General features: G+C 60.4%; 16 protein-coding genes. 11 read left to right on the plus strand and 5 right to left on the minus strand.

Features of this window, described 5'->3' with window-relative positions; genetic code table 11:
* The first annotated feature begins 3 nt into the window (after positions 1-3).
* Together LB532_RS23595 and LB532_RS23600 are read left to right on the plus strand one after the other, a co-directional pair.
* The gene (locus tag LB532_RS23595; protein ID WP_224557254.1) at positions 4-510 is read left to right on the plus strand and encodes a DUF1036 domain-containing protein; all 507 of its coding nucleotides are present in this window, start codon (positions 4-6) and stop codon (positions 508-510) included.
* Complete coding sequence (locus LB532_RS23600) at positions 507-2,837, plus strand: M23 family metallopeptidase (protein ID WP_140640677.1); 2,331 nt, start codon at positions 507-509, stop codon at positions 2,835-2,837. The genes LB532_RS23595 and LB532_RS23600 overlap by 4 nt, the downstream gene beginning before the upstream one ends.
* 72 nt (positions 2,838-2,909) lie before the next feature.
* Here the strand turns inward: LB532_RS23600 and LB532_RS23605 are convergent, their stop codons facing one another.
* Positions 2,910-3,446, minus strand: a complete 537-nt coding sequence (locus tag LB532_RS23605) for an OmpA family protein (RefSeq protein WP_140640679.1) — start codon at positions 3,444-3,446, stop codon at positions 2,910-2,912.
* A gap of 203 nt (positions 3,447-3,649) precedes the next feature.
* Between LB532_RS23605 and LB532_RS23610 the strand changes: the two genes are divergently transcribed.
* A complete protein-coding gene (locus tag LB532_RS23610; RefSeq protein WP_181169412.1) occupies positions 3,650-4,228 on the plus strand; it encodes a DUF6931 family protein in 579 nt (192 codons plus the stop codon).
* Between the two features lie 46 nt (positions 4,229-4,274).
* On the opposite strand, the gene LB532_RS23615 is transcribed toward LB532_RS23610, so the two are convergent.
* Together LB532_RS23615 and LB532_RS23620 are read right to left on the minus strand one after the other, a co-directional pair.
* Positions 4,275-5,513: a caspase domain-containing protein gene (locus tag LB532_RS23615; RefSeq protein ID WP_140640683.1), complete on the minus strand. Its 1,239-nt coding sequence runs from the start codon at positions 5,511-5,513 to the stop codon at positions 4,275-4,277.
* A 19-nt stretch (positions 5,514-5,532) separates the two neighbouring features.
* Positions 5,533-6,636, minus strand: a complete 1,104-nt coding sequence (locus tag LB532_RS23620) for an OmpA family protein (RefSeq protein ID WP_140640685.1) — start codon at positions 6,634-6,636, stop codon at positions 5,533-5,535.
* Between the two features lie 382 nt (positions 6,637-7,018).
* On the opposite strand from LB532_RS23620, the gene LB532_RS23625 reads away from it, so the two are divergent.
* The 3 genes from LB532_RS23625 (at position 7,019) to LB532_RS23635 (ending at position 14,003) form a co-directional block, all read left to right on the plus strand.
* On the plus strand, positions 7,019-8,473 hold the full coding sequence (locus LB532_RS23625; RefSeq protein WP_140640687.1) for a caspase domain-containing protein: 1,455 nt from the start codon (positions 7,019-7,021) through the stop codon (positions 8,471-8,473).
* A gap of 705 nt (positions 8,474-9,178) precedes the next feature.
* Complete coding sequence (locus tag LB532_RS23630) at positions 9,179-10,378, plus strand: TIGR03032 family protein (protein WP_210239897.1); 1,200 nt, start codon at positions 9,179-9,181, stop codon at positions 10,376-10,378.
* A gap of 13 nt (positions 10,379-10,391) precedes the next feature.
* Positions 10,392-14,003 (plus strand): beta strand repeat-containing protein, encoded by a 3,612-nt coding sequence (locus LB532_RS23635; RefSeq protein ID WP_181169400.1) that lies wholly within the window; start codon positions 10,392-10,394, stop codon positions 14,001-14,003.
* Positions 14,004-14,983: 980 nt separating this feature from the next.
* On the opposite strand, the gene LB532_RS23640 is transcribed toward LB532_RS23635, so the two are convergent.
* The gene (locus LB532_RS23640) at positions 14,984-15,169 is read right to left on the minus strand and encodes a hypothetical protein (RefSeq protein ID WP_140640689.1); all 186 of its coding nucleotides are present in this window, start codon (positions 15,167-15,169) and stop codon (positions 14,984-14,986) included.
* Positions 15,170-15,411: 242 nt separating this feature from the next.
* Complete coding sequence (locus LB532_RS23645) at positions 15,412-15,570, minus strand: hypothetical protein (RefSeq protein WP_224557257.1); 159 nt, start codon at positions 15,568-15,570, stop codon at positions 15,412-15,414.
* A 245-nt stretch (positions 15,571-15,815) separates the two neighbouring features.
* Between LB532_RS23645 and LB532_RS23650 the strand changes: the two genes are divergently transcribed.
* From LB532_RS23650 to LB532_RS23670, 5 genes are all read left to right on the plus strand, one after another.
* Positions 15,816-16,885 (plus strand): IS3 family transposase gene (locus LB532_RS23650; RefSeq protein WP_411908895.1). Its coding sequence is split into 2 segments (ribosomal slippage): positions 15,816-16,047 and positions 16,047-16,885, totalling 1,071 coding nucleotides; the frame shifts between segments, so codons are not numbered across the junction.
* Between the two features lie 1,064 nt (positions 16,886-17,949).
* Complete coding sequence (locus LB532_RS23655; RefSeq protein WP_140640693.1) at positions 17,950-18,738, plus strand: hypothetical protein; 789 nt, start codon at positions 17,950-17,952, stop codon at positions 18,736-18,738.
* Positions 18,735-19,406, plus strand: coding sequence for a hypothetical protein (locus LB532_RS23660; RefSeq protein WP_140640695.1), 672 nt, complete (start codon positions 18,735-18,737; stop codon positions 19,404-19,406). The genes LB532_RS23655 and LB532_RS23660 overlap by 4 nt, the downstream gene beginning before the upstream one ends.
* Entirely contained in the window at positions 19,403-22,750 is a 3,348-nt protein-coding gene (locus LB532_RS23665) for an ATP-dependent helicase (RefSeq protein WP_140640697.1), read from the plus strand. Before LB532_RS23660 ends, LB532_RS23665 begins: the two co-directional genes overlap by 4 nt.
* A gap of 99 nt (positions 22,751-22,849) precedes the next feature.
* Positions 22,850-23,338 carry a hypothetical protein gene (locus tag LB532_RS23670; RefSeq protein WP_140640699.1) on the plus strand — a complete coding sequence of 163 codons (489 nt, stop codon included), beginning with the start codon at positions 22,850-22,852 and terminating at the stop codon, positions 23,336-23,338.
* Position 23,339 lies beyond the last annotated feature (1 nt).

Here is a 23,339-nt window from a genome sequence, read left to right on the forward strand (position 1 = left end):
CCGATGGAACGCCGCTGCTCGTGTTTGTCCCACTTGTCTGCCGCCCTGCCTGGCAAGCAGGATGATCCGGTGCGGGCCTTATCTGCCCTGACCCGGCGCAGCAGGCTAGCAGTCATCTTGGGCGCCGCACTGCTGGCCGTGCTGTCGTCCAGCCAAGCGCGAGCCGAGTTCACGGTCTGCAATCAGACACTCGATGTCGTCAATCTCGCCGTCGGCCAGAAAGTCGACGATGCGGACCAGACCGACGGCTGGTGGACCATTGGAGCAAATCAATGCGTGAACGTCATCCGGGAGGAGCTGACCAACCGCTACGTCTACATCTATGCAACGGACGTGTTTGGTCACGCCATCCTCACAGGATCGATCGAAATGTGCATCGATCGGCGACGTTTCTCGATCCGTGGCATTGACGAATGCTGGCAGCGCGGCCACATCGCCGCGCAATTTCTCGAAGTCGATACGCTCGAACAAGTACGGTGGACGTTCTTCCTGACCGGAAGCAATCCGTGACGCACCATCTCGACACGAGCTTCAGGCAGAAGAAGCAGGCGCGCGCCGCCCTTCGCCGGCGCACGCTATGGCGCAGGCTCACGGCGGGCATGGTCCTGGCTTTGCTGCTTTCCGTTGCCGCCGGTTTCTACCTTACAGCCGACTATTGGTCATTCGGCGACGAAGACGAGGAGTTGCACGCCGTCGAGGGAGCGGACGATGTGCCGGCCGACGCATCCATCTACGTGCCCGCCATTATCGACCTGGCGGGGGACCCGATGTGGATAACCCTTGCGCCAGATGCCGGGGCCGCAACGAAGGGCAGAGTGCTCCCGCGCCCCGCAGAACTCGAACAGGCCGGCGTTTCGCCCCAGATCGAAGTCCTGTCCGACGTCATGCTGAGCGCCAGCGAAAAATTCATGACGACAATACCCTCGACGCAGGAGGATTTCGCATTCTTCCAGGCACAACGGAACACGCCTGACGCGCCATCCAGCGATCTGCAGAACGATCTTCAGCCGTCGCCTGCCACGAGCAATCTTGAGGCCAGTTCCAATCAAAAGGCGGATGCCGACGATCCCGAAGCGGGCTGGGGTGAGACGATCGATGCAGGCGATGCAGCCCTACCGACATTCCAGAAGACCCAGATCGAAAACAATACGAGCGTGGCGGCCGTCACGAATGAGTATCAGCGGTTCGAGGCGACTGAAGACACGTTCGTGAAGGTCCTCAACGATCGCACTCTGGATAGCGTAGCCTTGGACGCGCATTTCTCCGCAGACGATGCCAAGCTGGCAGGAGAGGCCCTCAAGGCGGTTTTCAACCGGGACGGTCTGGAAGCGGGCTACGTCGTTGCCATGCGCGGGTTCAGGCCGAAGCGCGAGACGACAACGATGTCCCTGATGCAGGTTTCGATCTACGCCAGGAACGTGTTTGTCGGCACGCTGACGCGTGACGCCGCTGGCGCATTCGTCTCGGGGGTTGATCCTTGGGTCCGCGAAGATCTGTTCAACTATTCGGGCGCACAGGAAGAAGGCACTCACAAACGACAGTACCGTCTGCTCGACGCCATCTATTCGACAGCAGCCCGCAACAGTGTTCCGACCAGTGTGATCGGCGAGGCGATCATGTACCTGTCGCGAGGACAGGACCTGGACGCCTTTGCAAGTGAGGATCAGCGTCTGGTGCTGATCTATTCGCAGACGCCACGCGACAAGAACGAGGAGGCGGGGCGGGTGCTTTATGTGGGTGTCCAGGGGAGCGAAAATAGCCTCGACTGTTTCGTTTTCCAGCAAAGCGACGGCCAGTTTGCGTGCGTGACGGGTGATGATCAGGTTCGCTCGCTGACAGTCACCAATGGCATGGTCACGCCGGTCAATGGTGTCATGACCTCCACCTTCGGGCCACGCAAGCACCCCATCCTTGGGACCGTGCGCATCCACAAGGGCGTCGACTGGGCGGCGCCCGTGGGCACACCGATCGCAGCCGCCTTCGATGGCGAGATCACCTTCCAGGGCGACGGGGGAAGCTATGGCAATCTGGTCAAGATCTCGCACGAAAACGGCCGTGAGACGCGTTATGCCCATATGCAGAAATTTGCAATCGAAGGCGGCGCCGGCACCAAGGTGAAGGCCGGCGACATCATCGGCTATATCGGCACCACCGGGCTTTCGACCGGACCTCATTTGCATTTCGAACTTTATCAAAATGGCGAGGCAATCGACCCCTTGGGCACGGTTACCGCTGTCGCCCCAGACGACTCCGCCGTCGAAACGCTCACCGAGCGCATCGTTCATGTCGAGAGTGGCGGCAGTGCTCGCGCCAAGAATCCTAATTCTTCTGCAACCGGCGCTGGCCAGTTCATAACGAAGACGTGGATCAGGATGATGAATACCTACCGCCCGGAGCTTGCCCGTTCCCTTTCGACCGCCGACCTGCTCGCTCTGCGCTACGACGCCACGATTTCGCGAGAGATGGTGCGCAATCTGGCGCGCGAAGGCGAGGCCTACCTTCGTCAGCGCGGTCACCAGATCACGGCGGGCCGACTCTATCTTTGTCATTTCCTTGGAATGGAAGGCGCACATCAGGTGCTGTCGGCAGCAGGATCGGCGCAACTGAGCGCTGTGCTGGGATCGGCCGTCATCCAGGCCAACCCCTTTCTCACCGGCAAGACAGCCAGTTATGTGGTGGACTGGGCCGAAAGAAAAATGGGCCAGAAGCTGAGCCGTCTGGCCACCAACGTCAGCTCGCAAACCACCACCACCGAAATCCGTCAGACATCGCCGGAGTTCGAAAAGTACAAGCACGCCATTTCGGCCCTCATAGGCTCGATCCAGGCTACGCTCTGAGCATCCCGTCGCGGCCTAGGTCTCTCACACCGAGACTGTTGCCGCCTACGGCCGCCGCGCAGTTTGGAACGGCTATTGTGTCTTTATCCGCATTTCCACGCGGCGGTTCGCAGGATCGTACGGGTTGGCGTTGCGCGGGTTGTTTTCGCCCATGCCCACGGCATTGATGCGCGCGGGCTCAATACCGCTGGCCGTCAGGAAGGCCGCTACCGATTTCGCTCTTCGTTGTGACAAGCCTTGGTTGTAGTGCACCGTGCCGGTGGCGTCGGTATAGCCTTCGACCACGAAGTTGAAAGTGCTCAGCCGGTTGTCCTTCAACGCCTTGGCGAACTCTTCGAGCTCAGCTCGAGCAGTCGCGTCGAGCTCGGCGGAGTCCAACCCGAAATTGATCAGCATGTCGAGGTTGGATTTGCCTCCTTCTTGCGCATCTGGCGTCCTCTTGCTTTTGCACTCCTCTTCGGAGCCAACACAAATTCCTCGAGACTTGCCAAGGTTAGCTGCACCGGCAAAAAACTTCACGATGTCTTCTGATTTTCGAGCCGGGTCGGCGCTGGCATGGGTCGAGAAACACACGACCGCCAACACAAAGACTGAACGTTTCCACAGCATAGCGCTCCTCCTGTTTGAGTATCCGATTTCGAGCATCCGATTTTAATTGACCGGCAGCATACCAAATTCCAGCGCGATTGTCTGTCGCCAACGTCGGAGGCGAAATCGGCTCGACTGTTTTTGAGGCGGCACGGCTTGAGACTTGACCCGCGCCGCGCCGGAGGCTTGAGTGGCCAAAGCTCCTGGATGAAAGCGTGGCGTTCATGGTCAATGGGCTCCGATTCAAAACGGCACGGGACCTTTTCACGGCGTTTCCCGCGATTGGCAAGGAGATGCGGACTCCACCAACCGAACAGCCCTCGCTCGCATTTTGCCGTGACCTCCTCGCCGGGGGTATTCCCGAGGAAGCGATTACATTTTGCGCCTACCTGCTTCCCGAGCGGGCTGCGGTCTGGTGGGCCCACGAATGCCTCAGCCACCTAAGCGACCGGTTCGATCAGGCCGATCACGAGTTGCTCGCCCTTGTTCGTGACTGGGTGGGCGAACCGGACAGCCCCCGCCATCGAGCAGATCTCATAGCGGCAGCGGCGAGGCCGCCAACAACCCCCGTCGGCTGGATTGCCTTGGCTGCGGGATCGCATGAAGACGGTGCTGAAATGGACGCGACGTCGGTATCGGCCCTGCAACCATTTCCTCTTGCCCATGCGATCAGTGCCGGAATTCTGACCGGCCTCGCACGTGTCGCGCTCGCCGACCGTTTTTCCGTGCTGTCGGCGTTCGTCGAAATGGGCATCCAGATGGCCGAGATCGAGGCACTGCACCAATCAGCGGACGCATACTAGAGCATTCACCAAGACGGAAATTTGGTCGGATGCCTTCCCGAGCCGCCTACTTGCAGCCACCTTGAGCCCACTTGGCGAGCGCCACCTTGAAACGTGTCCCAAGCGGATGCTGCAAGCGCAGAACGGAGACGTCGTTGGTGGCGAAATTCTTCGCCTGATCACACAGCCGGGTCTCGTTCCAATCGTGGCAGCCGTTGCAATGCTTGCCTTTCCATACCGAATTGTCGAGGCCCTCCACCGGACTAAAGCGTGGCTCGCCGTTTATGAGTTCCGCAATACTTTTCCCATCGATTTCGGGATCACCGAAATTGATCGGACGGTCGAAAAAGATGGGGTCGTCAGAGGCAAGCTTTGGGATTTTCTGACGGAGCATATTGAGTGCAAGTCCGCTCTCGTCAGCGGAGCCCGCCGGATTGGCCGTGGCGTTGCGCATATCCGAGCCGCTTTCCGGGGCACTCGCCTCGCCCACAATCAGCGGCGCGTTGAGATCGACCTTGTGCAGGACGACCTCAGTGGTCAGCGAGACATTGCTCCAAGGGCGCTGTTTGCCGCCGGTTGTCCTGAAGACATCGGCGGTAACACGGTTCATTGCCTCGCTGATGGACACATTCGTTTCGCCCATATGCGCAAGCAGCGCCGAGGTGAACGGCGAATGTTCGCTCGATCCGTCATAGGCGACCTGATTTGGGCTGGTGGCGAACGCGACAAGCGTGCCGGCGCCACCATTCTCGATCGGGATTTCTGCAAGGCCGCTTTTTGCTCCCTTGACGCCGGCGGTTTTTGCCAACACCTCGGCAAGGGGATTGTCACGACAGGCATCGAGAAAAATCAGCCTTATGCTGGTCTCACGCGACATCTGCCGTAAAATAAAATCTACAGGCACCGCCTCGAAGTCGAGCGAGGTCTCGTCCTCCAGCGCGGCATCGACCGGAAGAAGGTAATTGCTGCCTGAGACCTGCAAGCCATGGCCCGCATAGAAGAAAAGCGCGATGTCTGCCCCGCGCACTTGCTTTGCGAACTGCGCTATTGTCGTCTGGGTCTGCAACTTGGTCAGATCGAAGCCCGAAACGACCTCAAAACCAAGATCTTTCAGGCTTTCGGCCATGGCCTTGGCGTCGCGCACCGGATTGGTGAGTGCCGGGGCATGCTGATACTGGGAGTTGCCAAGCACCAGCGCTGTACGGCGTTCGGCATTGGCTGCCGTCAAGGTGAAAAGCAGCGCAACCGCCGCGAGCCCGATTGCGCGAACAAGGCCACTGCGACGGGCGATTAGATCGAAACCCACCGGGACAACAAATCCTTCCTCAGTTGACGAGCTTGGTAGCGGAAAACTCGATGCGCCGATTGAGCGCCTTGTTCTTCGGCGTGTCGTTGGCCGCGACTGGGCGCTCCTCGCCGTAGCCTGTCGCCGTGATCTGCGTACGCGGAATGCCCGCCCCAACAATGGCGTCGGCCACTGCCTGGGCCCTGCGCTCCGACAAATGCTTGTTCTCTGCAACCGGTCCATCGGCATCGGTATGTCCGGAAACTTCGACCTTTAGGCCTGGGCATTTGCTGACGACACCGACGACCTCCGCAAGGAGCGGCCGGCTTTGGGTATCGAGCCGCGCGCTCGCGGGGCGAAAATAGATCGCCCCGGTGCGGGACAGCACCGCAAACCTGTTGAGGCATTCCTCATCGCTGAAGTTGGTCTTCGCCGCATCGGTGGCCACAGGCCCGACCTCAGTGTTTGCCGCAACGGTCTGGGCGAGGGCTGGCTTGCTGCCGTCGGCGGTGAAAACAAAGTCGAACGACACCGACGCGGTGGGAACAATATTAGTCACATTGGCCGCCTGTTGGAGCTTGTCGACATTGGGCAATAGACCGAAGTCCTCCACATGCACCGCGACAGGGGCCTCCGAGGCGACCGAGACCATGTTGTCGCTGACCATGGTCACCACGACATCGGCCTCAAGATCCTTGTCGACCCCATGCATGTTGAGACGGAATGGGAGAACTGCCTTCATACGTCGCTTGGTGGGGAGGTCGGCAAATGCCGCCGGATCCACTTTCGCCGTCAGTTCGGCGGTTGGAAACTTGAAGGTCTCAAAGAAAAGGAACCGCATCCGGACGTTGCGCAGGTCGACCCCCGTATCGACTGAGTTGAGGTCGAAGGTGACCTTGGCGTCTCCGTCCGAAGTAAGGCTGCCCGAAATATTCCTGATCTTGTTGGTTTCGACGATCGTGTTCTTCTTGACCGACTGATAGGTGAGGACCGAAGCAGTCGGATCGAGCGTCCAGTTTGTCTGCGCGTTCGCGGTTCCCAATCCGGACAAAATGACCGCGGACAGCACAATGGTCAAACCGAGCGCCTTTGTGGCGCGCCAGCTTGGCCGTGCTTTCGACCAAAATCCGAGGATCTCGAACATGGAACCCCCTGCCCGCCGAACCCGACTGGCGTATCGACGTCCGATCATGCGGCGTCCACAGACACAATAGAACACTTGCTCTCGGTTGGCGAGTATCCCGATTGATATGCTTGGCCAGTCTGTGGCCCGGTTACAGCGATCGCCTAATCCGCTTTGTTGGCCGCTCCATATCGGGCCGCGCAAGAGGCATGTTGTCCTCCTCACTCCAATCACCGAGCGCATACAGATCCCTTTTCCCTATCCTTGACAGGTTTCTTGGTATAAATTTTGGTGACCTTCGCCGGCATGGGGCAGGCGCTCAGGCCCGATTGTGGCCTGCGTTGTGGTGCGGTTGGAAGGTTGCTGGACCAAGATTGAGGCAGGCTGGAGCGAGCATGCTGACATGACCCACTGCAACAGACTTCTGTTTCGTGTCCCACTGTTTCTGCTTTTCCTGCTTCTTGGCTCGGCTGGCGCTCGCGCCGCGGTTGAGCAGACCCCCTCGCCGCAGCCGCCCAACCGGTTGGCGATTGTCATCGGCAATTCGAACTATCAAAGCAGCCGACTTGAGCATCTGCCCAATGCTGTGAACGACGCCACAAGGCTATCAGAGAGCTTGAAGCGGCTAAATTTCGAAGTCCTGACGGGCACCGATCTTTCGAGCGAAGGATTTTCCAAGCTCCTTCGAGAAGCCGATGCAAGGCTGCCTACGGTCAGCGCAGTTTTGATTTTCTACGCCGGTCATGGCGTGCAGTTAAACGGCGAAAACTACCTGCTCCCGGTCGATACGCCCGATCCTGAAAGCCTGGAAAAACTGACCGCCACCGCCATCAAGCTGAATGATGTGATCGCAAGATTCGGGCGCCGCGACCGCCAGACGTTCATATTCCTGGACGCGTGCCGCAACAATCCGCTCGGCGCCGGGTCCGGCAATGGTCTGGCGCAAGTTGAAGTCGGCGAAAACACGTTCGTTGCCTTTGCCACTCAGCCCGGCAATGTCACGGCCGACGGCGGCGGTGAAAACAGCCCGTTCACCGTTGCTCTGCTGAAGAACCTCGAGATCCCCGGGCTCAGCATTTCAGACATGATGATCCGCGTACGCAACGAAACCGAAGCGCTGACGGTCGGCCGTCAAGTGCCGTGGGATCAATCGAACCTGCGCGAGCAGTTCTACTTCACGGAGCAACAGGTACTCGATCCAGCACAGTTGAGCGCAAGCCTTTCACGTATCCTGGCAGACCCCACAGCAAAGAAGAGATTGCAGGTCGAACTTGCCTCCAATGACCTGCAAACCGCCGTGCTTATCGTTGGACAGACGTTGCGCTCGGTCGAGATTCCGGCACCGTCAGCCGTCTTGCCGGAGCCGGTTGGCACTCAGGTCGCCAATCTGTCTCCAAACGAAAGAGTTGAAGACGCCCGCCGAAGTGTCGTCTCTGGTCTCGAAACCCTTATCGTGGGGGCATCCGCGGGCGAGCCGGACAAGGACAAGACGGGCGATCTGGCGCGCAATATTCAGACGGAACTTCGTCGCCTGGGTTGCTACCGGATGCAGGTCGATGGGGATTGGGGCAAGGGCTCAGTCCGTGCTCTCACCGACTACTACAGAAATACCAAGCAGGTCGTAACGACGGCAGAGCCAAGCGTCGGACTGCTCGGCGATCTCTTTCTGCGCTCGGGCAGGATTTGCAAGCAGCCGGTCATCGTGAAGCCCAAGCCGGCTAAAGTAGCCTCGGACGCCGTCACCGCGCGTCCCAGTCCCGGAGGCAAGACTGCGAAACGCTCGCAGACCGCCCCGAGACGCCCCGCGCCCCCCCCACCAGACATCAGTGGCGGCATAGGCATTGGTGGTGTGTTTTAGCTGCGGCAACGATGGCGCCGGTCCGTCGGCCCTGCTGCTCAGCTGAATGGACGCGCGTTAAACCACAATGCGTCCGCCGCAAGAGCGTACCAATCTGATCTTGCCGGCGCCTGATCAAGGAGTAGCCAAGCGCACAAACGCGCCATCTGCGCGAAGGCTACGCCCGATGGAGCACTGGCCGTTATTGATCGTTGGCGGGTTCGATGGTTTGCGAATGTCCTGCCGCTCAGCCCGCATGGTGTCTCCCGCTTCGCTAAGGGGCGAAATCACCCACGCTTCAGCATCTTCTCGGACAATTAGCGTGAGGCGGGCAGCTTTTCGGATGCGGAAACAGTCGGCGCAGATGTCTAAATAGGCAATGATCGCTCGATACCGAGAACTAAACAGAAGTCGGATCATATTAGATGCTGTGACCGAGTTCGCGGTCGTGTCCATGTTCACGTAAACGTCTGCCAATGATTGTCAGACGTTCTGCTTAACTTCGAACTTAGGCCCCGCTGTCACGTCGCTGCTCAAGAATTATTGCCGTTGCCGAAGAGCAACAGGGGGACAGAGTTCCTCGCATCATGATCTCTGTCAGTCCATTTAAGGTTTGCCTTTTGGGTGAAGCTGAGATCATACATTAGCCGGAGATGATGCATTCCTAATTTCCTAGTTAGCTGAGATCATAGATTCCTAATTAGTTGATTTGTGGAGATCGGCACCATGGCTGCGCGCGCAAGCGGGGAAGCTGCGGGCGGGCCCTTCCCGGAAGAGAGCGAACCGGCCGAAGCCTCGCCCGATCTCACCTATTCGATGTCGGCTGGGCTGGTGGCGCGGCTGAAGGCGCTGGATATTGCGCTCGCGGTCACCTCATACCAGTCCGGCCTGTTCTATCTCATCGGCCGCAACCCGATGACCGGCGGGCTCAACGTTCACCAGACGCCGATTCTACGGCCGATGGGGCTGGCCCATGCCTCCGACGGGACGCTCATGCTAGCGGCAGGCTTCCATCTCGTGCGCTTCGTCAACGCGCTGGAAGCGCACCAGCGGGCCAATGAGATCTTTGACGCCTGCTACGTGCCGCGCACCGTGCACGTGACCGGGGAACTCGACGCGCATGACGTCGGCATAGGGGCGGCCGGCCAACCCATCTTCGTCAATACACGCTTCAACTGCCTTGCTGTCCTGTCAGACCGCTACAGCTTCGCGGAAGTGTGGCGACCGGCTTTCGTCTCGACGCTGGTAGACGAGGACCGATGCCACCTGAATGGCTTGGCGATGCAGGAGGGCGAACCCGCCTACGTCACGGCTGTCAGCCGTTCCGACACAATCGACGGCTGGCGCGACCGGCGCTCCGACGGTGGCGTCGTGATCGACGTCAGGACCGGCACGATCGTGTGCGAGGGGCTCTCCATGCCGCATTCGCCGCGCCTTCACCGCGGTACACTGTGGCTGCTCAACTCCGGCACCGGCGAACTCGGATGCGTGGAGCTGCCGAAGAATGGCGGTACGGGCCGCTTCGACCCAGTCGCGTTCTGCCCGGGCTTCCTGCGCGGGCTGGCATTTTGCGGGAAGTACGCATTCGTAGGACTTTCCAAGCCGCGCTACCGGCGCTTCGAGGGGTTGGCGCTCGACGCCCGCCTTGCGGCAGCCGATTCGGAGCCATGGTGCGGCATCCAGGTCATCGACCTTGAGAAGGGTAACTGCGTCGACTGGTTCCGCATCGACGGCCAGGTGGCCGAGCTCTACGACCTTGCCGTGATCCCCGGCTTCGCCTGCCCGATGGCAGTGAGCCCGGGCTCGGCCAACGCGGCAACCGTCGTCAGCCATGCGCCGGGTGGGGCGCTGCCGCAATTGCCATCGAACGATTCTCTCGGAGTGGCTGTCGTGCCGCCATCGACAGCCAACGACCAAGGTATATGAGTGGGTGACAATCATGAGGCAGGGTGCGAAACTGCGAAATACGGACGGGCCGGCGCTCAGTCTGCGCCACCGATTTGTGCTCGGTAGTGCGCTCGCGACGAGCGCGTTCTTGGGCGGCTACCGTGGATATGTCCGCCGTGCCTCTGCCGACTGCACGCTTCTCGGCGGTACTTACACCTGCGGTGGCACGCTCACGGCGGAACAGGCGCTCCCCGACGAACCACAGCCCCTGACCGTGACCACAGTCCCTGGATTCAGCATCGACACCAGACTAGCCAGCGAGGGGAGCGGCGGCAACGCCTTCACGCTGACCGGCACAGGTGGCCTGACGTTCACCGACAACTATTCATCCACTATTGTTGGCGAACTTGACGGTATCGAAGCCCGCAACAATGCGGGTGGCGCGTTGTCGATCACGACAACGGGCACAGTGGTGGGCACGGCAGGCGCCGGCATCCTCACAACCAACAGCTCGGCCGGTACCGATCTGACAATCAAAGCGGCGGAGGTGACAGGTGGGTACGCCGGCATTAGCACATACAATCTCGGGAGCGGGGAGCTGTATATCGCGGCCACCGGTGCAGTAAAGGGAGCGACGTATAGTGGCATTTTCGCTCGCAACTATGGAACCAATCTTACAATAAAGGTCGTGGATGTGAGCGGAGGATCTTCAGGCATCGTCGCCCTTAACAATGGAAGCGGTGCGCTTTCGATCACTGCCACTGGCGCTGTCAGCGGCGAGGGAATGGGCTATGAATCTTGCGAGTGCAGACTTGGGGCAGACGGCATCTACGCCAACAACGATGGAACCAATCTGACGATCAACGCCGTAGACGTGAGCGGTGCATCCTCCGGCATCGTCGCCCTTAACAATGGAAGCGGCGCGCTCTCGGTCACCACCACTGGCGTCGTGAGCGGTGCGGGTGCTGTAGGGTATCCCTTCACCTCTTACGGCAGCGGGGGATACGGCATTGCCGCAATCAACAGGGGAAACGGCGCCTTGTCGATCGATGCCACCGGTTCAGTGACAGGCACGACAAATATCGGCATTCTTGCCGATAACAATTCCGGTGCAGATCTCACGATCAGCGCTGCGAATGTGAGCGGTGGCATAGATGCCATCCGCGCTCTCAACGGGGGCACAGGCTCATTGTCGATCACCGCCACTGGCATGGTGACAGGCAATGGCGGCGCGGGCATCTACGCCCGCAACGAATCCGCCGTCACCAGTTCGACGACCACGGTGACGGTGGGAAGCGGCGCGACAGTAAGCGGAACCACGGTCGGCATCGAGCTTGTGTCGGGCACCGGCCGCGCAGCGAGCGTGAATAACGCCGGTTCAATCGCAGGCACAACGGGTATTCTCGCAAACACGGCGGCCGCGGTCACGATCTCCAACACAGGCTCGATCACCGGCACTGCCGGCAGCGCGATCGATCTGACCGCGAGCGCCCCCAACACTATCAACCAGATGGGCGGTATAATCAGCGGCAATGTCCTGCTTTCGGGAGGCAGCCCGGACTTGGTCAGCGTAACGGGCGGCAGGATTACGGGATCGGTGTTTGGTCTTGGTGGTGGCAACACTTTCAATGCGAGCGGCGGTACGATCGATGGCTCGATCTTCGCAGGCAGCCAGAACGACATAGTGATCATTTCGGGCACCGCATACATCCAGGGTAGTGCCGGGATCGGGCCTGATGCAGTCGGACTTGAAGACGGCGACGACACATTCACGATGACCGGCGGTCATCTTGGCAGCGCCGTGAGCGGCGGCAACGGCAACGACACCCTGACCGTCGACGGCGGCATAATCGACTCCTTCGTCGCGGGCAATGATGGCGCCGACCAGATCACCGTCTCGGGCGGCTCGATCGGCGGCGATGTCACAGGGGGTAGCGGTATCGACCAGGTCGCGATGTCAGGCGGTTCAATCGCCGGTGATGTCGAGGCCGAAACGGTCACTCTGACTGGCGGCGCAATCGGTGGCAATATCACCGGTCTATCCAGTCTCGTCATCAACGACCCGCTTTCGCCAGCGCCAATCAGCCTGCGCGACGGAGTCGTCTTCAGCGGAACCAACGCCGTTGCCACCATCATCGATACTGACCTCTCTGCGGGCGGCACGAAGACCCAGTTGTTTGAAGGATTTGACAGCGTCACCGTCGACCCCTCGACAATCAAATTCGGCACGGGCATGAACTTTATTAACTTGCTGAATTTGGTGGATGGCTCCACGCTCATCATCGATGGCAACGCCGGTCTGAGCGGTACGGCCAACGTGGTTGGGTCGACCATCACCATGCTCGATGGCGTTGCCGATGACATATTCACGCTTGGCGGTCTCGCGCTCAACAATGCCCAGCTAGGGCTCGATATCGATCAGCAGACTGTCCAGGCGGACAAGATCGTCACCGGCACGTTTTCGGCGACCGGCACCAACACCATCCTCGTCAATCTGCTGGGCACGCCGCAATTCGCCCAGGCGACCGATATCCCGATCATCGTCTTTGCCAGCGGGCCGGTTACCGGGACCTTCAATGTCCTGGGCATTCCCGGCACGCCGGGTTCGCTTTTTACCTATCAACTCGTAACTGGCCCAGGCGGCTTGTTCCTGCGTGCCACACCAGCCAATTTCGGCATTGCCGCGGCGCCCACCAGCGCCACCAATGCCGGCGCGGTCGACGTGGCAATCGACGCTGTCTATGGCATAAACCGCGACGCGCTCGATGCCGACCTTCCTCTCTCGCCCGCAAGCGGCTCTGGAATGGTGCCGGTTTCGTCTAGCTTCGGCGTCTTTGCCTCCGGCCAGTTCGCCCATACCGAGCATGACGGCTACAACATCAGCGGCGGTGGTTTGAATGGCCCCGGCCCGAGCTTCGATGCCAATGATTTTTCGGCCGCCATCAGCCTGGATTTCAATGCCGCCAAACACTTCCAGTTCGACAAGGAGTATGGCCTGAACATCGGCGTTTTCGCCGGCTATGCCTCGACCGATGTCAGCCTCGGTGCGTTCAACGGATTTGATGCCATCGGCGAAGGCACAAACAAGGCCGGCATGTTCGGCGCTTACGCGCTGTTTCGCAAGGACTACAACTACGCGCTAGTCTCCGCCTCCGGCTTCTTCGGCGGAAGCGATGTGACCAACGGCGTGCTCGGCACCACTGGCAGCTATGACACCAGGGGCTACGCCGTCACGGGATCGGTCGGGCATATCTTCACCCTGGGCGAACGCACCCGATTTGACCTGCGTGGCGGACTGCTTGGCGTTTCGTTCCGCGGCGATCCCTATACCGACAGCGGCGGCAACGAGTTCGGCAAGAGCCAACTCTCCTTTGGCGCGATCAAGTTAGAGCCCGGCATCTATGGCGATTACACGCTTAGCAACGGCATGGTGTTCAGCCCCTATGCGCGAGGCGAATTGCAGCAGCGTTTCGACTACAAGAATACGACCGAAATCGGTACCCGAAAGATCGACTTCGACGATGCGGATTTTTCCATGGCGCTAACGGCAGGGTTCAACCTGAAGATATCGGAGTTGACCACCGTCAACGGCGAAGTCCGTGGCAAGGCGTCGTCCGACAGTTCCACCATCGGCGCCAAGCTCGGAATAAAGATTGCCTTCTAGCTAGTCGCTCGTGGGCACCAGAGCGGCTTATGTCTCGTGCGGCGACCCGTGCCCGATAGGTGCTACGCTCGGCGATCGAGCACAGCAATGCGACATTTGTTTTTCCTGACGCAAAAGGCTAGCATAAGCAGCTATTGAACCCTGCTGCCGTTTCATCAATGCTTAGAATTTCGGGAACTCTTCTCAAGGTCGGGTCAACCCGTGTGCTGGTTGAGGTTCGTCCCGATTTTGGCGGGGGCCATATTCGACACGGCGCTCAACAGCCGAGTCTCGAAACATGGGAACGTGTCTCGCCGCCGACGACCCTTGACGCGCTTGTTCGAGAACTGCAGCGGCAATTTCCCCACATGAACATACACGTTACTGGCGGAATGCGGACCGTCCGCCGCCAAGCTGAACTGATGGCGGAGCGGCGGCTTTCGAACCGGAGGCAGTTCCTGAGTGTATATCGTCAGGTGCAGCATATTCGGGAGATGGACGAATGGGCCGCTCAACATCCTCGCGCTACTCGATCGCAAGCCACCGAGGCGTTCGAACAGATAATACACCGAGCACGCGCACGCGGGGCGACGGTTAGCAACCATCTGGATGACCGCGCTCGCGATATTTCCATTCCACTTGGAAATCATCGCCAGCAAACCGAAGTGCAGCGCGCGTTGGAAAGTTGGGGCGCGCATGTTGGCCCGGAGCCGGATGCAACCCACGGGCCGCATTGGCACGTCGACTACACGCCACCAATCGGGCGCAGGCCTTGAATGAGCGCTGCGGAAGAGCGGCTCAATGCGCTCGCCCTCGCGTAGCGCAGCTCCTGCTGTCGTTGAGCCGGGAACCATAGCCGAGATTTGGTCGCTCACGGGGCAGTACCGGGACGGACAGGGCCGCGGACAAGCTATTAGTGACCGCGAAATGGCGCACCGTGCTCGTCCGCGCCGACCGATCCAAACTAAAAAGTTCCACCGATCTCGGCCGTCGCAAGTACATCAAATGTGATTGGCAGGTTTTGGCGGCTTTCTGTCGTAGTCCAAAATGGAAGCAATTCTCCTTAGTTTGATCATCGCCTCATCGATCTTTCGCCAAGATTGGTGCCCCTCTACCGCGCTCCTGGCGCTCGCCAGCTCACCTCTTACGATCTGCATTATCTCCTGTGCGGCTTCCTTCTTGTCCATACTGCGGCTCCTGCGACGTAACGAAGGTGGTCTTGGGCGCTACCATGCCACGATCGAGGGCACGTCCGCAAACCTCGAGCCATCGGGCTGGATCGCGTCTGTACCCAATAGAGGGCATCCGCTCCGCTTCCGACCACGGATACTTTCAGGCGAGGCCAAAACTCTGCCTTGAGATCGCCTGCTCGTCGCCTAAGCCGACCCGCCGGCGGCGCTTTTCTCCCGGGCCTTGGCAGCTCTTCTCTTTAAGCCAGATTGATGGCGACGTCGCGGAGCAGCGCGCCGGATTTCAATGCCATCCCGCGGCCGCTCTTGATGAACCGGCGCTCCATCTGAACGACCATGCCCAACACCGTCAGGACAATGTGCCCCATCTCTCCCCGGTGAGGGTCCAGGACGGTCACGAAGGCTTCTCGCGTTCGCACTCGTGGATCAAGTTGAGAGCGTCGCGCGTGTCGCGACGGGGCCGGTCCAAACGCGTGGCGACAAGTCACGAGGACGGAGCGAGTCTAAAACCGTTGCTAGTCTACGAAGCCTCGTGACGTGCCCCCCGATTTTCGGACCGTTCTGAGCTGGAATTTTCCAACTATGATCCCGATGACGGGAGAGGGAGAATTCCAGGAAGAGGTCAAAGTTTTCCGAGGCGCAGATCGCGTTCATTTTGCGCCAGGCGGATGAAGGAACGCCGGTCGCGGAAGTGTGCCGCAAGGCCGGCATCTCGGACGCGACGTTCTATCATTGGAAGAAGCGCTATGGCGGTTTGATGCCGTCGGAGGTCAAGCGCATGCGCCAGCTCGAGGACGAGAACAATCGGCTGAAGAAGATCGTCGCCGACCTGACGCTCGACAAGGCCATGCTGCAGGATGTCCTGTCAAAACAGCTCTGAAGCCTGTTCGCCGCCGGCGGCTTGTGGATGAGGTTCGGGCGGACTGGAAAGTGTCGATCCGCCGAGCATGCGCGACGTTCCTGATCGACACGTCGCTCTACCACTACAAGTCGAAGCGTGGCGATCAGGCCGCCTTGAAAGCCAGGATCAAGGAGATTGCGGCGACGCGGGTGCGCTACGGCTACCGGCGCGTCCATGTACTGCTGCGCCGGGAGGGATGGCCCGTGAATCCCAAGCGAATCTATCGCCTCTACAAGGAGTTGGGCCTGCAAATCCGCAACAAGACGCCGAGGCGACGAGTGAAGGCAAAGCTGCGCGAGGACCGGACAGAGGCCGCGCACTTCAACGATGTCTGGGCCATGGACTTCGTTCACGACCAACTGGCGACCGGCCGCAAGATCCGCGTGCTGACCGTCGTCGACACCTTCTCGCGCTTCTCACCCGCGGTCGATCCGAGGTTCAGTTATCGGGGAGAAGATATCGTGGCGACCCTTGAGCGGGCCTGCCGATCAGTGGGTTATCCGAAGACCATCCGGGTCGACCAGGGCTCTGAGTTCATCTCCCGCGACCTTGACCTGTGGGCCTATCAGAAAGGTGTCGAGTTGGACTTCTCCCGACCGGGCAAGCCGACGGATAACGCCTTTATCGAATCCTTCAACGGCAAGTTCCGCAGCGAATGCCTCAACGCCCACTGGTTCCTGACGCTTGACGACGCCCGCTTGAAAATGGAGGAATGGCGTAAGGACTACAACACCGTCCGACCCCACAGCGCGATCGGCAACAAGCCGCCGATTTCGCTCATGAAAGGCTCATCGGCGGCTTCCGCCATCTGAGCCAGACACCCCGGAAGTTCCGGCCCGGGGCGATCCAAAGACGGGGAGCACTTCACTCGCATTCGTGACGCGCGCATAGCCAATGCGGCTCATAGGTGTCACCTCAAGGTTTAGGCCCGAGGCTACTTTGTCACAAATAGTCAGTGTGAACCCAGCTGTTACATGGGCGCTGCGGTGTCTTGTGACGTCACATCAGGGCATACCCTGAAGTTCGGCAGCGTCGGCTTTGCTTCTCATCCTGGGCGTTCGCTGCAAAAACAGACGTCCTGAAGCGGCCATTCGACAGGCGCCTACCAAGTTCCGCAAATGACTGCCTCAGATGAGGATGTTCTAATAAAATGGAACTTCGACCTGACCCAGCACCATGTGGCCATGGAGTAGCAAGGCCGCACCGGCGCGTTTACCTTGATCTCATTGATCGAGTGGGCGGAGCTCACCAGCCCGCTGCGGCCGCAGCGACGTGCTGGAGGATGGTCTCCTCCCCAATGCCAAAAACGCGGCATGCGGTTCGCAGATAATTGGTTCTTTCGGACCTGAGTACCGAACAGGTCCATACTGGAATTGAAGGGCTATGGCTCAACGCAGTACTGCTCCCGCTAACCGAAGCAAAAAGAAGAAGCCCGATCATGACTTGACCTAGCCGTAACCTAATCCGCATAATTCAGAAGGCGATTCACCCTTCGATTAAATGCCCTGGTTAAATCGAGTTAGAAATCAAGGCAATGAATTCATGGTCGCAATGGAATTTGAGGGTGGGCAATCAATCTATTTCGCATCTCAGAGGGCAGGAGATCGGAGGTAATAATTACTCGAGCGGTGCCGCCGGACTTTGCATTAGAGTAGCATTTCATGAGCCGTTTTGACGAACTGCCGCGACCTGACAGAAGCCATGAGACACACGACGATGCGTTAATCGCGTCGGCGGCTTTAGGTGTTGATCCGTTGGCGAACGTTCGAATCTATCGCCTATGGCCAGCGACGCGGCTTTCAAGGCGCAGGAACATCAGGTTAAAAAATTTTTCGGCCGGACTTCCGGTCGCGCCTAAACGGGTCTTGAGCCTGGTATGAGCCAGTCTTCGCGCGATCGGGAGCATCAGGACACCGCCCAAAGAAGGGCGGCGCCTCTGAGGTGTTTCCGGAAGGGCGGCGAGCCCTACACCCGCCATCAGGCTGTGGAGGACGAGATCGCCCGCGCCCTGGGCATGTCGCATAACGTGTGGTGCGATCAATCTTGGCGGCTCGAGACCCTAGTTTATCTCATCCGCCTTCGGCTGCGTGACAACGATCCGCATATTCTTGGTATGCTTACCTACCGGTTCCTCGAACGCGTGAAGCCCATCGTCGACCGTTGGTCACGGGGTTACGGCACGGCTGACAGCGAGGAGATCCAGATCGCGGTGGCGAATGAACTTGGCGATCTACTCTACAAAACGTCGCGTACCGCCGAATATCTTGAGATCGACGCGGCGACCGTCGTTAAACAGGCGACACTCCGCGCAACCGGGCGAGATCGCCCCAAAGCGGGGGAATTTCAATCGGCAGATCGCGATGAGGAGGGGCAGTACACGCAGACCGTCGACGGTCTCGCGTCAGAAGCGCTCAACCCTTTAGAACAACTGCTCGCAAAGGCAGATGAAGAGGCTGGAGGCGCACTCAGGTACCTTAACGCGGTGGCCGATCCACGGCACCGGGAAGCGTTCATCCTCCGGCACATCTATAGCTGGCCGCTTAAGGATGGCCAGGACGGCGCGCCGACGCTCTGCGAGAGGTTCAAAATGAGCGACCGTCAAATTCGAAATTGGATAAACACAGCAATTGAGCAGATGCGCGCAGCGCATGGAGCAGAGTCATGAGCCGTATGGACCAGCCAACGGCGGACGACGTCATCCTCGACCTACTCGTCGACGGCGTTGAGCCGACGCACGAGAACCTCATGGTGGCGATTGCCGCCTATCCCCAGCACCGCGACGCGCTGGTGGCGTTCTTCGCCAATCTCGCCGTTCAAACAGCTTTGAAGGAGGAGACACCATCTTCTGACTGCAGTGTGGAACAATTTGCGAATATTGGCGTGAGCCGAGTCTTAGCCCACCGCCACGATGCACCGAGGCAAACCTCAATGGGCGTCTATAGCAAAAGCGGAGAGCACGAAGCTGAACCGCTGCCTCCGCGTCTGTCGCAACTGATCCGTGCGACCGGCTTAACGGAAGACCAAGTCGCTGTCCGTGTCGGCTTGGATTCGGGATTGATGATGAAGCTGGACCGCCGACGCATCGTCGGGCGGCGGCCCATAGAGATGTTCCGCAGAATCGCCGACGAGCTTAGCGTTCCGCCGGCGCATGTAATTGCCTCGGTCACCGGGGCGCCGATCGCGTCCTCCAGGGGCAATCTGCGCAAGGCGAAAGGGCAAATCAAAATCGAAACCGAGACGTTTGAAGTGGCTATCAATGCCTCGACGCTTTCGGACGATCTCAAGGCCTTTTGGTTGCAGCGACTTGCGGATGCGGATGAGCCGACGGCATGAGCGCCTGGTTCGAACTGCGCGCACAGGCTGCGGCTTGGCACGACGAACTAAACCCTCGAGCAGGTCTGTCGCGGGCAAGTGACCTCCTGGCTGCGGCGGAGAAGGCTAGCGGGGTCAAGGTTCTAGTGCTGCCCGCGGGGGATGCACTGCTGGACAACACCGAGGCCTCCTACGATCCCGACGGCCTGAGAATTCTGGTCTCGGCGGCGCTTGGCTCCGAAGACCGGGCCTTCCATGTGGCCCACGAATTCGGGCATCACCGACTGCACCACCCAAAGGACCACTGCCACGAGGGTGACGTCGATCCATATGCGGCCGCCGAACCCGAAAGTTCGGCGGTAGGCGAGAGCGATGCCTATAGTCCAAAGCAGCGCCGGGAAGCCCAGGCAAATGTCTATGGACGAGAGTTGCTGCTGCCTCGACGGCGCCTTAGGGCGGTGTGTTTGGCACAACACCTCACAGCCGATACGATCGCCGCCGAACTGGGTCTTCCTTTGAATCTGGTCCAGCAGCAGATGGCCGACGCACTGTTGCTACCTGAAGATCGGCCTTCGGCCTCCGACGGTGAACGACCGTCGTTAGACGACAGCCAACGACTTGCCGCGGAGGCGGATCCGGGTCCCGTGCAGGTGCGAGCAGGCCCCGGCACCGGCAAAACGCGTACTCTGGTGGCCCGGACAGCGTGGCTCATCCGCGAGAAGCAAGCCGATCCGGCGTCCATTCTTACCCTGACCTATTCCAACGCCTCTGCCGATGATCTTTCCCGCCGGCTGCGTCTCGAACTTGGAGCCGAGGCGACCGCGGTTTGGTGCAGCACCTTTCACGCCTTCGGCCAGGAACTGCTTCGCCTCTACGGAGATCGGTTAGGCCTGCCCGGCGCGCCGAAGCTCCTGGACCGAGCCGACTCGCTGTTTCTTCTGGAGTCGGAATTCCAGCAGCTCCAGCTCGACTATTATTTTGACCTACAGGAACCGCTGCGCGGGCTGAAGTCGGTGCTGAACGCCATATCGCGCGCCAAGGATGAGTTGTGCGACCCGCCGACGTACCATGCGCGGGCGCAGGCCATGCCGGCGGGCGACGCCAAGGATAAAGCCCTGGAAGCCGCCCACATCTATGCGGTCTATCAGAAGGCGCTGGAAGGCAGAGGCTGGGTGGACTTCGGCGATCTTATCGCGCGTAGCGTCGAGTTGCTGAAGAGCCACGCCGACGTCGCCGCCGAAATCCGCCAAACCTACCGGCACATCCTAGTCGACGAATACCAGGATATGAACACGGCAAGCGCCGCCCTGCTCAAGCAGCTGGCCGACACAACTGCCGGCCCCTGGGTCGTCGGTGATGTCCGGCAATCGATCTATCGGTTCCGTGGCGCCTCTCCACTCAATATGAGCCGCTTCGCCCACGCCTTCCCGGGCGCTGACCGCAAAGATCTGGAGGTGAACTATCGCTCAGGCGGGCGCATTGTCGGCTTGTTTGAGCGCTACGGGCGAACGATGGCGGCCGCCGCCTTTGCCTCGAAGCAGGAGCTGTCGCCGAAGCGCGGCAAGGACACCGGCGAGGTTGCGTATCGCGTGGCCACCGAACGCGAATCCGAAGCCGAGGGCCTGGCCCAGGAAATCCTGGCGCGCCGCACTCAGCCAGGCGGGTACAGCCGGCACGCCATCTTAGCGCGGACCCACGGCGTGCTCACTACCTTGGCGGCGCATTTCGAACGCGCGGGCGTGCCGGCGCTGTACTTCGGCGATTTCTTCGAGCGGCCGGAGGTTCGCGATCTGCTGTCTTTGATCTCCGTCGCCGGGGAGCGGGATGGCATTGGCCTGCTCCGCGTCGCTCAGTTTCCGCGTTACGGCACGCCGGTGCCAGATATCCTGGAGATGTTCCGCTTCAGGCAGGAAGCGGACATCACCATGCTGGTCGCGTTGAAACGCACCAACGAGGCATCCTTGTCGGCGGAAGGGCGCGCCGGACTGCAACGGCTTGGGCACGACCTCGGTGACGTTGAGTTCAAAACCTCGCCCCACGCCCTCATGTCCGCTTTCCTGTTTGGCAAGCCGGGCGCGATCTACGACGCGCCCTTGGCCGGCGACGACGTGTCAGCCCAGCAGCGCCAGCTTGCCGTCTACCAGCTTCTGACCCTCGCGTTTGGCCACCGGCCACCGGGGAATCGTAACCCGAAGCGTGACTTCCTCGAGCACATTCGCCGCCTCGAGGTTCTGGACGAGGAGAAGGAGCTCCGCCGCCTTCCGGCCGCGGCCTCAGGCATCGACGCGGTCCAACTTATGACGGTGCACGCCGCCAAGGGCCTTGAGTTCCCGCACGTCTACATTCCATCGGTCAGCCCTTCCTGGTTCCCCCCAAACTCTCGGCCGGATCTCTGCCCTTTGCCTCCCGGAATTGCGGCGGACGACGCGCTGGTGACAGCCGACGCCGAAGAAGAGAGCCTGATGTTCGTGGCCCTGTCTCGCGCGAAGGACCGCCTGACCGTGTCTAGGGCCAACCGCTATGGGGGATCGTCGAGGCCCAACCCGTCGAAGCTGCTCAAGCCGCTGTCTCCGATCCTTGCGCCCTGGGGTGAGCCCGCTCCGCAATGGACAGCCACGGGCCCGGCAGATCCCAGCCCGGTGCCGCAAAAAGCCCCTGGCGGCTTGTCGCCGGAACTGGCGGTCACCGCCCTCGAAGACTACCTCGGCTGTCCTCGTCGCTACTACTATGGCGAGGCGTTGGGTTTATCTCGCCGGCTCGCGGACACCCCGTACCTTCGATTTCACAGCGTCATCCGCGCGGGTCTGGATTGGCTCCGGGGACAGTCAGCCCGCTCAGCTGCCGACGTCGCTGGCCACCTGGACACCAGCTGGTCGGAGCGCGGCCCCGCCGATCATCCCGCGGCGACACATTACAGAGGCGCCGCGCAGCGGATGCTGGTCAATGCCGGCGCGGCCATGAGCGGTCATGCTTTAGCGGCCGAACGGCGCGTGACTATCGAGGGGGTGACGATCACCGCCCGTGCGGATCACATCCAAATGGCCGGAGGCGGCATCGTCATCCAACGTATGAAGGCTGGGCGGCTTGCCAAGAGCGGAGAAACGCCGAAGGCCCGCTATGCGCTCTTACAAGCCATGGTGAAGCGCGACGAAGGGGTAGCCGCCAGCTTCTTGCATATCTCACTCCTCGACGGCAGCAAGAAAGACGCCACGGTCGCTGCCGGCAAACTGACCGAGGCGGTCGACCAAGCGGCAGAGGCATTAAGCGCCATTGCAGCGGGTCGGTTCGATCCGAAACGCAATAACCGCAACTGCCCGACTTGTCCCTTCTTCTTCATCTGTCCGACGGACGGGCTGCGCCTCTAGCAAGAAATCCGGCCAGCCGATTTCCGGTCTCGCTCCGAGCGCTCTTGAACCTCTTGCGGCGGTGAAAACCGCACCAACAAAGCAAGAGGTCTCGTTCCAATGTCAAAATTGAAACTGTTCATGCAGGTCGAGGGCCGTCGGTCCATCGAATTGATCGAGGTTGCCGAAGACGCAGGGCCCGACGCGATCCTAGCGGCCGCCGCCGCCCTCGGCCTGGCCATCGAAGAGGCCATGGTCTTCGCCGGCGAAAACGAGCACCCGCTACACGTCGACAAGCCGCTCCAGCACCAGGGCGTGAAGGACAAGCACCGGGTCCACGTGCACCGCTGCAAGAAGGTCAACGTCGCCCTGCACTACGCCGACACGCCCGAAACGCACCGCGAGTTCGCGCCGACGGCGACAGTGAACCATGTCAAGCGCTGGTACGTGCACGAGCTCAAGATGTCGCCCGTCGACGCCAGCGAGCACGTCCTGCAGATCACGGGCACCACCGACCGGCCGGATCCGGACGTACAGATCGGCGCCCTGGTATCCGGATGCTGCGAGCTGGCGTTCAGCCTGGTACCCGTCAAGCGGGTCGAGGGCTAGC

The organism is Mesorhizobium sp. ESP-6-2 (assembly GCF_020164675.1).
Classification (GTDB): Bacteria; Pseudomonadota; Alphaproteobacteria; order Rhizobiales; family Rhizobiaceae; genus Mesorhizobium.

Coding starts and splice junctions, on each gene's coding strand:
- LB532_RS23595 (WP_224557254.1), top strand. CDS start 4: ATGGAACGCCGCTGCTCGTGTTTGTCCCACTTGTCTGCCGCCCTGCCT.
- LB532_RS23605 (WP_140640679.1), bottom strand. CDS start 3,446: ATGCTGTGGAAACGTTCAGTCTTTGTGTTGGCGGTCGTGTGTTTCTCG.
- LB532_RS23610 (WP_181169412.1), top strand. CDS start 3,650: ATGGTCAATGGGCTCCGATTCAAAACGGCACGGGACCTTTTCACGGCG.
- LB532_RS23620 (WP_140640685.1), bottom strand. CDS start 6,636: ATGTTCGAGATCCTCGGATTTTGGTCGAAAGCACGGCCAAGCTGGCGC.
- LB532_RS23625 (WP_140640687.1), top strand. CDS start 7,019: ATGACCCACTGCAACAGACTTCTGTTTCGTGTCCCACTGTTTCTGCTT.
- LB532_RS23630 (WP_210239897.1), top strand. CDS start 9,179: ATGGCTGCGCGCGCAAGCGGGGAAGCTGCGGGCGGGCCCTTCCCGGAA.
- LB532_RS23635 (WP_181169400.1), top strand. CDS start 10,392: ATGAGGCAGGGTGCGAAACTGCGAAATACGGACGGGCCGGCGCTCAGT.
- LB532_RS23640 (WP_140640689.1), bottom strand. CDS start 15,169: ATGGACAAGAAGGAAGCCGCACAGGAGATAATGCAGATCGTAAGAGGT.
- LB532_RS23655 (WP_140640693.1), top strand. CDS start 17,950: ATGAGCCAGTCTTCGCGCGATCGGGAGCATCAGGACACCGCCCAAAGA.
- LB532_RS23660 (WP_140640695.1), top strand. CDS start 18,735: ATGAGCCGTATGGACCAGCCAACGGCGGACGACGTCATCCTCGACCTA.
- LB532_RS23665 (WP_140640697.1), top strand. CDS start 19,403: ATGAGCGCCTGGTTCGAACTGCGCGCACAGGCTGCGGCTTGGCACGAC.
- LB532_RS23670 (WP_140640699.1), top strand. CDS start 22,850: ATGTCAAAATTGAAACTGTTCATGCAGGTCGAGGGCCGTCGGTCCATC.